We start from the raw sequence: 8,559 nt of genomic DNA, 5'->3' as shown, positions 1-8,559 counted from the left end.
CACGAACAGGATGGAAACGAATCTCCATCCTGCTCGATAGGTCTTACCAGATCCTCATCCAGCCCAACTTAAGTGAACTGCATTACCCAACGCGGGGCCGTTTCGCATTCCCTCGCCGAACAGATCAGGTAAGCGGCGACAACTGGATTTCGACGCGGCGGTTCTGGGCACGGCCTTCGGCCGTCGCGTTGGATGCGACCGGACGCGTCTTGCCGAAGCCGGTGACCGCGAAGCGGCGCTGATCGACGCCCTGGCCAGACAGATAGTTGGCGACCGCCAGGGCGCGCCGCTGGGACAGGTCGAAATTGTGCTGATCCCCACCAGTCGAATCGGTGTGGCCGAACACATCGACCGTGGTCTGCTTGAACTTCTTCAGCACCAGAGCGACCGAGTTCAGCACCTGGTAGAAGCCGGGCTTCACAGCGTCCTGATCTGAGTTGAAGGTAATATCGGAGGGCATGTTGAGGATGATCTGGTCACCGCTACGGGTGACACTGACGCCGGTACCCTCGAGTTGCCGGCGCAGTTCGGCTTCGTTCTGGTCCATGGTGGCGCCGATGGCACCGCCGGCGAGCGCACCGATGCCCGCGCCGATCAGCGCGTTGCGGCGGTCATTGCCGCCGGCAAGCAGGCCAAGGCTGGCACCAGCCAAGGCGCCAAGGCCAGCGCCGGCAGCGGTGTTGGAAATCTTCTGGTCGCCTGTATACGGATCAGTGGTGGTGCAGGCACTCACGAGCACAGCCGTCGCCACGACGACGAGCACAGTCTTTTTCATAGGATGGTCCCTCTCCAAGTCACGCCTTGCGGTGGCGCCAAATCAGCCCTTGCGGCGACTTGTACCATGAATTGCGGCGAAAAGCGGAACGGCAAAAACGCCGCCCACGGCTTTTCCGGGGACCAATACCCCGGCGAAGGCGCCGCATCGCCGCACTGGGATCGCCTGAAGGCTACCAGAGATTCTTGCCATCGATGACCACCACTTCGACTTTGTCCAGATCGAAATCATCGAACAGCCGCGAATTGACGCTGATCTTGGGATTATCGAAATCCGGCTCGCCCTTCGACCAGTCCGGCGTTTCCGTGAAGGTGCCGCAGCCGCAGGTGGCGCAAAACCCATGCTTTACGGTCTTCGACCCCCATCGGTAGAAAGAAACGTTCTCCATAGGGCTGGTGAGCTTGAATTGCGATGGAATGTAGTATGCCCAGAGCGAGCCACGCTTCGAGCAGAACGAACAGGTGCATTGCGTCACGGTCCGCGGTGCCTGCGAAACCTCGAACGTCGTCGCCCTGCAATGACAGCTTGCCTTGATGGTCATCAACGAGTTCCTCTCCATTGCCCGCCACCTAAGCGGCAAAGGCAGCATAAAGAGGTGCTCCTGACAACTGCCTGCCATCATGCATCCACCGAACCGCGAATGCCCGGCCTGCGGGCATAGACAGGCTCCGGCAAGTCGCCAACCTGCCCCGTTACACGCGACCGCGGATGTCTTCGTCAATAAGAGCGCGGCGGCACGAACAGGCAGATTGTCTTGCCGGCGTCGAGACCGGCCTGATGCGCGCACCAGTGGAACTCACCGTCCGGGCTGTCCTTGACGCGCTTGTCGCTCATGGGAACAACCTCACCCGTGCCGGCGATGACATAACCCTCGGGTTTTTCCAACACTTCGCCAGTATGGGTCGTACGACAATCATAGTTGGCGCAGCATGCGAATGGGTAACTCCAGCCTAGTGGCTTTGCCGCTGTCGGTGTGGCGTCATGCGCAAAGGCGGGTGCCGTCAGCATTGCGATTGCGCCGATTGCGAACAGGGAAAACAAAAGTCGGCCAGCCGGTTGAACGGCATGGGCCGATCTGGATGTGGCAGCAGACATGGAAGCGTTCCTTTCAAACGAGCATCAAGCATTTCGCTTGCCCGTTCCCAGAACGTGTCTTCCCAGCGGCCAGATCGTCAGCTTGCAGATATGCCGCGCCCGGCCATAAATGCTTTTTGTCTCCCCTCAATGCCGTGATGGTGAGCGCAAATGTGAGTCGGCGCAAGAAATTGCTGCGTTCACGAGTACCGCGGCGCATGCCAACCAATCATCCGCTATCGACCGCTGAAATCAACTCCCGGCAAACAGGTATCGACTAAACGGGATTGGTGCGCTGTGGTTCCGGCCTATGGCCGATCGGCAATCACATGCTCTTGATATTGCGGCAGGCCGTCGGCGATGGTGAACCAGCCGGCCTTCGAGCCAACGAAGATGTGCGCGGTCGGTCGGATGGCCGGATCGTCGACAAGGGTACCCATGGCGACATGGACGAAAGCGCCCTCGCGGACGAGCGAATAGAGCAATGAACCGCACCGGCCGCAATGCGCGTCATGGCCGCTTTGGTCACCGAAGATCAGGAGCTTGTTGTGCCCCGCGGTGAGAGCAAACTTGTCACGTTCGATGCCGGCGAAAGGCTTGAAGGCCGAACCGGTGGTGCGGCGGCAGTTCGAACAATGGCAATTCGCGGCATAGATGAATTCGTCCGCGACTTCGTAGTGAACCGCGCCGCAAAAGCACTTTCCAGTGAGCTTGCGAGTCATTCTCTCCTCCGTCGCTAAGGTGCGAAGGGTATGTTCAGATTCAGGTCAGGCCGAGTCGAAAATGGTGGGTTCCGAGAACCGGAGCGGAGCGGACATTCGGGTCCGTGAGCACCGGAAGCGCAGGAAGCCGCCGTTTGCAGGCCGGCCTCACCTGAATATGAGCATAGCCTTAGTCCAGGTCCGCCACGGCTTCACCCGCACCACCTTCGATGCGCTGCGACAACGAGGCTTCCATGAAATCATCGAGGTCGCCATCCAGCACGCTCGACGGGTTGGTGCTCTCGACGCCGGTGCGAAGATCCTTCACCAGCTGATAGGGCTGCAGCACATAGGAGCGGATCTGGTGACCCCAGCCGATATCGCTCTTCGACGCTTCGGTGGCGTTTGCAACCGCCTCGCGCTTCTTCAGCTCTTCCTCGTAGAGGCGCGAGCGCAGCATTTCCCAGGCCTTGGCCTTGTTCTTGTGCTGCGAACGTTCGGCCTGGCAGGCGACAGCGATGCCGGTCGCAAGATGGGTGATACGAACAGCCGAATCGGTGGTGTTGACGTGCTGGCCGCCGGAGCCGGACGAGCGATAGGTATCGATGCGGACATCGGATTCGGAAACGTCGATCTCGATCGTGTCGTCGATGACCGGATAGACCCAGACGCTGGCGAAGGACGTATGGCGGCGCGCATTGCTGTCATAGGGCGAAATACGCACCAGGCGATGAACGCCCGATTCCGTCTTCATCCAGCCATAGGCATTGTGGCCCTTGATCATCAACGTGGCGGACTTGATGCCGGCCTCTTCACCGTCATGCACTTCCAGCACCTCGACCTTGAAGCGGCGCCGCTCGGCCCAGCGCGTGTACATGCGCAGCAGCATCGAGGCCCAATCCTGGCTTTCGGTGCCGCCGGCGCCGGCATGGATTTCGAGATAAGTGTCGTTGGCGTCGGCTTCACCCGACAGCAGCGTCTCGACCTGGCGGGCCTTCGCTTCGCCCTGCATCGAACGGAGCGCGGCTTCGGCTTCGGCGATCACGCCCTCGTCGCGCTCTTCCTCGCCGAGCTCGATCAGGCCGATATTGTCTTCCAGCGCCTGCGTCAGGCCTCTCACCGAGGCGATGCCCTCCTCGAGGCCCTGGCGTTCGCGCATCAGCTTCTGCGCTTCCAGCGGTTCGTTCCAGAGGCTGGCGTCCTCGGCGCGCACATTGAGGTATTCAAGCCGCTTTATGGCCTGATCCCAGTCAAAGATGCCTCCTCAGCAGGGTGATCGCCTGCCTGATCTCGTCGACAATGTTCTGCGTTTCCGCGCGCATGGCTGGCTGTTCTGTCCTGTTTGCTGAAATTGGTCGGCGATACATAGGGAGGCCGCCGCCGGCTGTAAAGCAAAATGGGCCGGCGCAAGGCCAGCCCATCCGCTCCTGAAAATCGTCAGTAGAGGCCGCCGCCGCCGGACTGGATGGCTTGATTGGCCTGCGGCGACAGCGCGCCACCCGTGGCATTGGAGCCATCGGCGCCCATGCCGATCACCCAATAGCTGTCGGCGGGACCGGTACCCGGCTTGAAGGCTTCGATGATGGTGCCGGGATCACCCGATGCGGCGCGCATGCCGGTCTTGCGATTGATGGCGACCAGACTCATGCCGTCCGGGACCTTGAAGTCGACATTGGGCGTGCCGTCCAGCGCCACCCGCATGAAGTCCTTGAAGATAGGTGCCGCGAGACCACCGCCGGTGGCGCCATGGCCAAGGCCGCGCGGCGTGTCGTAGCCCATGTAGAGACCGACGACGAGGTTAGGCGTGTAACCGATGAACCAGGCGTCCTTTTCGTCGTTGGTCGTTCCGGTCTTGCCAGCGATGTGGCGGCCGAGTTCGCCGATGGTGGCGCCGGTGCCGCGCTGCACGACGCCTTCCATCATCGAGGTGATCTGGTAGGCGGTCATCGGATCGAGCACCTGCTCGGAGTTGTCGACCAGTTCCGGCTCAGGCTGGTTCTGCCATTCGGTCGCGTTGCAGCCCTGGCAGCCACGTTCGTCCTGCTTGAACACCGTCTTGCCGTAGCGGTCCTGGATACGGTCGATGAGCGATGGTTTGATCGACTTGCCGCCATTGGCCATGATCGAATAGGCCGACACCATACGCATCACCGTCGTTTCACCGGAGCCCAGCGCCATCGGCAGATACGGCGCCAGATGGTCGTAGACGCCAAAGCGCTCGGCATATTCGACGACAAGCTTCATGCCCATGTCGTTGGCAAGCCGCACCGTCATCAGGTTGCGCGACTTCTCGATGCCGGAGCGCAGGGTCGCCGGACCAGCGACGGTGCCGTCGTAATTCTTCGGCGTCCAGGTCGTGTTGCCGCTCTGGATGGTGATCGGCCCATCCATGATCACCGAGGCCGGCGTATAGCCATTGTCGAGAGCCGCCGAATAGACGATCGGCTTGAACGAGGAGCCTGGCTGGCGCATGGCTTGCGTCGCGCGGTTGAATTCGGACTGCGCGTAGGAGAAGCCGCCGACCATGGCCAGCACACGGCCGGTATGCGGATCCATTGCGATCAGGCCGCCCTCCACCTCGGGAACCTGGCGCAGGCTGTAGGCGCCATCGGAGCCGTCGTTCTTCTGCACGAAGATGACGTCGCCCGGCTTCAACACCTCCGCCGGCGACTTGGCCTTGACGGTCTTGCCGTCGACCACATGGCGCATGGCAAAACCCATGTCTTCCTTGCTGACGGTGCCTTCGACGCGTTCCTTGGCGATCTCGCCCGACGCCTGGCGCGCGGGCTGCAGGCCGATCGACAGGCCGGTCGCGGAACTGTCGAGCACGACGGCGAGCGACCATTCGGGAACATCCTCCAGCCCCTTGACGCTGCCCAGCGGCACGCCCCAGTCTCCGGACACGTCGATTGACGTCACCGGCCCGCGATAACCGCGCAGGGTGTCGTATTTCATCAACCCGTTCTGCATCGACTTGCGGGCTATGAGCTGGATCTTCGGATCGAGTGTGGTGCGGACGGAAAGGCCGCCTTCGTAAAGCGCATTCTCGCCATAACGGGCGATGATCTGGCGGCGCACCTCTTCGGTGAAGTACTCGCCGGCGAACAGATAGCTGCCGTTGCGGCGCGGCGTCACGCCCAGCGGCTCGGCCTTGGCGTTGGCACCTTCCTCACGCGTGACGTAGCCGTTCTCGACCATCTGGTCGATGACCCAGTTGCGGCGCTCCAGCGCGCGATCGGCATGCTTGAAGGGGTGGTAGTTGTTCGGGCCCTTCGGCAGGGAAGCCAGATAGGCGGCCTCGGCCACGCTCAGCTCGTTGACCGACTTGTCGAAATAGGTCAGCGCGGCGCCGGCGACGCCATAGGCGCCGAAGCCGAAGAAGATTTCGTTGAGGTAGAGCTCGAGAATACGATCCTTGGGATAGGCCTGCTCGATGCGGAAGGCGAGGATCATCTCCTTGATCTTGCGCTCGTAGGTCTGGTCCGAGGACAACAGGAAGTTCTTCGCCACCTGCTGGGTGATCGTCGAGGCGCCGACCTGACGCCTGCCCGAGCCGAGATTCTGCAGGTTGACGATGATGGCGCGGCCGAGGCCGGTCACGTCGATGCCGGGGTGGTTGTAGAAGTTCTTGTCTTCCGCCGACAGGAAGGCCGCCTTGACGCGATCCGGTATGGCCTGGATCGGCAGATACAGGCGCCGTTCGCGGGCATATTCGGCCATCAGCGCGCCATCCGACGAATGGATGCGGGTGGTCACCGGGGGCTCGTATTTGGCCAGCACCTCGTAGTCGGGCAGATCCTTCGACAAATGGCCGATGTAGATGGCAACGCCCGCCGCGACCAGAAGGGCCAGCGTCGTGCCGATGCCGAAAAAATAGCCAATGAGACGAATCATACCCGCTCCAGTCCTTGGTTCGGGAATTTCCTAAACGAAGCCGCCTTTCGCGCAAGCTTTCGAGCCGGTCCCAATCCGTAATCGAAAACCCTTGTCGCCACCATGTGGACAAAATACGGCAATGCCGGATTTCGCGGCCGCGTGCCGGAAATAAAAGCACCGGGTGTTGTCGCCGAGCAACGCCGCCTCCGGTTGCAGGCGCCGCCGGGCATGTCAGCCTCCGGTTCCCGATCCGGCCCTGGCCGAAGCGAAAAGCGCGACGGCATTGGTTATGCTCTGGGCCGCCTTGCCGCGCCAGTCGGCGTTGAGCAGTTGCGCCTCGTCCTTGGCATTTGAGAGGTAACCGAGTTCGACCAGCACGGACGGCACATCGGGTGCTTTCAGCACCTTGAAGCCCGCCGAACGCTGCGGATTGTTGATAAGGCCGACGCTGGTCGACAACTGGCCGACCAGCGTGTGGGCGAAACTCATCGAGAAATTGTGCGTTTCGCGGCGGATCAGGTCGATCAGGATGTCGGTGACTTCCTTGCTGTCGTTCTTGATTTCCATGCCGGCGAACTGGTCGGAGAGGTTTTCCCGGTCGGCAAGCGCCTGCGCCTCGGGATCCGAAGCCTTGTCGGAAACGGTGTAGACGGTGGCGCCGCGAATGCCCTTGACGCTGATTGTGTCGGCATGGATGGAAATGAGCAGGTCGGCCTCGTGCTGTCGGGCAATGCGCACGCGGTCGTCCAGACGCAGGAATTCGTCCGTGTCGCGCGTCATGTACACATCGTAATTGCCGACGGCGGCGAGTTTGTCGCGCAGCTCCGTGGCGAAGGCCAGCGTGACGTTCTTCTCAATGGTGCCGTTCAATCCCTCGGCGCCGCCGTCGATGCCACCATGGCCTGGGTCGATGACGACGGTGAAGCGATGGCCCGGATTGGAGACCGGTCCGGTGCCGACCCGCTCTCCCTTGTCGGTCGAAACCGTCGATCCGGTGGTCAGCGCCTGATTGGCCAGTGCGGCATCGAACTCGCGTGCGGAGGCCGCCGATATGTCGATGGCAATGCGGTATCCGGTTCCGTCCTCATTCTTGAGCACATCGAGCTTGTCGACGGCGAAAGGGCCCTTGCCGGTGAGGATCAGCCGCGAAACGCCTTCGCCGAGCTCGCCCAGGCGCACGCCCTTGACCAGGCCGCGTGCCTTCAAATCCTTGGCGTCAATGGCGAATCTCGTATTCGCGAGGTCGAGGACGAGCCGGTTGGGACCGCGCAGCAGGAACCATTTGATATCGGGTTCGCGATCGAAATCCATGACGATGCGCATCTTGGTGGCGTCGCCCGCCATCTTGTAGCCTTTTGCCACGAGCGGAGCGTCGGCGGCTTGGGCAATCGAGGAAAAGGCGGAGGAGATCGTCAGCAGCAGCAAGAGACGGAAAAAGGCCAGGATCCGGCCGCCAACACGACATCCCTTGTCTGTGAAGTCCGCCGGTCCCATTTCTCTTCCAGTCGCTCCCGGTTTGGCGCCAGGCGCCCGGTCGTTTTTGTCGAAGTGCCGGTTAGGCCGCGAACTCGATTAACGATTGGTATCCAGAGAAGGTTAACCAAGCCTTTTCATACAAGGGTCGAAACCCATACTTACGTTACGGAACTGCTTTTTGCCGGCATCGGAAATCGGGGTTGCCTTCCACCCCGCCAAATCATAAAAGCGATGGTGGATCACTGCAATCCTGGAACCGCCCTCCTCCGCAGCTTCCTGCTACAGGGTCAGATGAAAAAGGCGGCTCCTTTCGCTTCACGCGAAAAGGGTCCAGGTGATCGCGACGAATTTCGCAGGTGTGCGCCCGTGGCGGGGGAATCGCCTGCGTGAGGAAAACGGCCGGGTTTGTTCCCGCGCCGGCTCTGTATGAGCAAACAAGCTGGTCCGGTTCGTCCGGGCTTTGGTTCAAAAGGTTCTGCTGGTGACGATGGCTTCAAGCGCAATCATGGAAAGGTCCGCAACAAACCGCGCCAATATGGCTGCGGGCGGCACCGCCATGGCGCTCAAGTGGCGGCCGGCGGACGTTAAGATATCCGGCACCCACACTCCAGACACGCAGCAGCAGGCATTGCCTCGCAAGCTGCGGCTGACGGCTGC

The 8,559-nt window shown here is 61.5% G+C and carries 7 protein-coding genes; all 7 read right to left on the bottom strand.

What is annotated here, in order from left to right:
- Positions 1 to 124: 124 nt before the first annotated feature.
- A complete protein-coding gene (locus NKH02_RS06830; RefSeq protein WP_013531371.1) occupies positions 125 to 775 on the bottom strand; it encodes a YiaD family glycine zipper/OmpA-like lipoprotein in 651 nt (216 codons plus the stop codon).
- A 172-nt stretch (positions 776 to 947) separates the two neighbouring features.
- On the bottom strand, positions 948 to 1,316 hold the full coding sequence (locus tag NKH02_RS06825; protein WP_352877366.1) for a GFA family protein: 369 nt from the start codon (positions 1,314 to 1,316) through the stop codon (positions 948 to 950).
- A gap of 176 nt (positions 1,317 to 1,492) precedes the next feature.
- On the bottom strand, positions 1,493 to 1,870 hold the full coding sequence (locus tag NKH02_RS06820; protein ID WP_352877364.1) for a hypothetical protein: 378 nt from the start codon (positions 1,868 to 1,870) through the stop codon (positions 1,493 to 1,495).
- Positions 1,871 to 2,157: 287 nt separating this feature from the next.
- Complete coding sequence (locus NKH02_RS06815; RefSeq protein ID WP_352877362.1) at positions 2,158 to 2,571, bottom strand: GFA family protein; 414 nt, start codon at positions 2,569 to 2,571, stop codon at positions 2,158 to 2,160.
- Between the two features lie 169 nt (positions 2,572 to 2,740).
- Positions 2,741 to 3,872 (bottom strand): peptide chain release factor 2 gene (gene prfB / locus NKH02_RS06810; protein ID WP_352877359.1). Its coding sequence is split into 2 segments (ribosomal slippage): positions 2,741 to 3,805 and positions 3,807 to 3,872, totalling 1,131 coding nucleotides; the frame shifts between segments, so codons are not numbered across the junction.
- Between the two features lie 115 nt (positions 3,873 to 3,987).
- Positions 3,988 to 6,444 (bottom strand): penicillin-binding protein 1A, encoded by a 2,457-nt coding sequence (locus NKH02_RS06805; RefSeq protein WP_352877358.1) that lies wholly within the window; start codon positions 6,442 to 6,444, stop codon positions 3,988 to 3,990.
- Between the two features lie 213 nt (positions 6,445 to 6,657).
- Positions 6,658 to 7,920: an N-acetylmuramoyl-L-alanine amidase gene (locus tag NKH02_RS06800; protein ID WP_352877356.1), complete on the bottom strand. Its 1,263-nt coding sequence runs from the start codon at positions 7,918 to 7,920 to the stop codon at positions 6,658 to 6,660.
- Positions 7,921 to 8,559: the final 639 nt, after the last annotated feature.

This window comes from Mesorhizobium sp. M1396 (genome assembly GCF_040317725.1).
Lineage (GTDB): Bacteria > Pseudomonadota > Alphaproteobacteria > Rhizobiales > Rhizobiaceae > Mesorhizobium.
This window is presented reverse-complemented; position numbering and strand designations above follow the sequence as displayed.

Bases quoted from the DNA above. Each gene is read 5' to 3' on its own strand.
- NKH02_RS06820 (WP_352877364.1), bottom strand. From the start codon at position 1,870: ATGTCTGCTGCCACATCCAGATCGGCCCATGCCGTTCAACCGGCTGGC.
- NKH02_RS06830 (WP_013531371.1), bottom strand. From the start codon at position 775: ATGAAAAAGACTGTGCTCGTCGTCGTGGCGACGGCTGTGCTCGTGAGT.
- NKH02_RS06825 (WP_352877366.1), bottom strand. From the start codon at position 1,316: ATGACCATCAAGGCAAGCTGTCATTGCAGGGCGACGACGTTCGAGGTT.
- NKH02_RS06800 (WP_352877356.1), bottom strand. From the start codon at position 7,920: ATGGGACCGGCGGACTTCACAGACAAGGGATGTCGTGTTGGCGGCCGG.
- NKH02_RS06805 (WP_352877358.1), bottom strand. From the start codon at position 6,444: ATGATTCGTCTCATTGGCTATTTTTTCGGCATCGGCACGACGCTGGCC.
- NKH02_RS06815 (WP_352877362.1), bottom strand. From the start codon at position 2,571: ATGACTCGCAAGCTCACTGGAAAGTGCTTTTGCGGCGCGGTTCACTAC.